At 48.9% G+C, this 278-nt stretch carries 1 protein-coding gene; it reads right to left on the bottom strand.

The window, feature by feature from the left end:
* Window positions 1-278: hypothetical protein (locus AK963_RS34620; protein WP_175404825.1), on the bottom strand; the 278-nt coding region annotated here is incomplete at both ends.

The following is a 278-nucleotide window of genomic DNA, read 5'->3' as shown; positions in this document are numbered from 1 at the left end:
ATCAACATCATTAAAACCTTCGGGTAGCTGTGGTCGACGAGACATCTGTTCTAGATAATGCATGGTAATGATGCCTAAGCATAGTTGGCGGCAGCTTAAGGATTTAGAAAATGCGATTGGTATTAGCTCGTCGTCTTCAGTCGCACCAGGGAGCTGCAGGAAGCAGGCATCAATAGCAGCCTGAGTTGTCACCAGCCGATCCTTACCGGTTTTGGCATAGCGGATATTTTGCCGCTTCAGAAAGCGCTCCAATTCGTCGAGGGTTGCATAGCCTGTCC

The sequence above is a fragment of the Endozoicomonas atrinae genome (assembly GCF_001647025.1).
GTDB lineage: Bacteria > Pseudomonadota > Gammaproteobacteria > Pseudomonadales > Endozoicomonadaceae > Endozoicomonas > Endozoicomonas atrinae.
The sequence above is the reverse complement of the archived record's forward strand: the minus strand, read 5'-3'. Positions and strand labels throughout refer to the sequence as shown.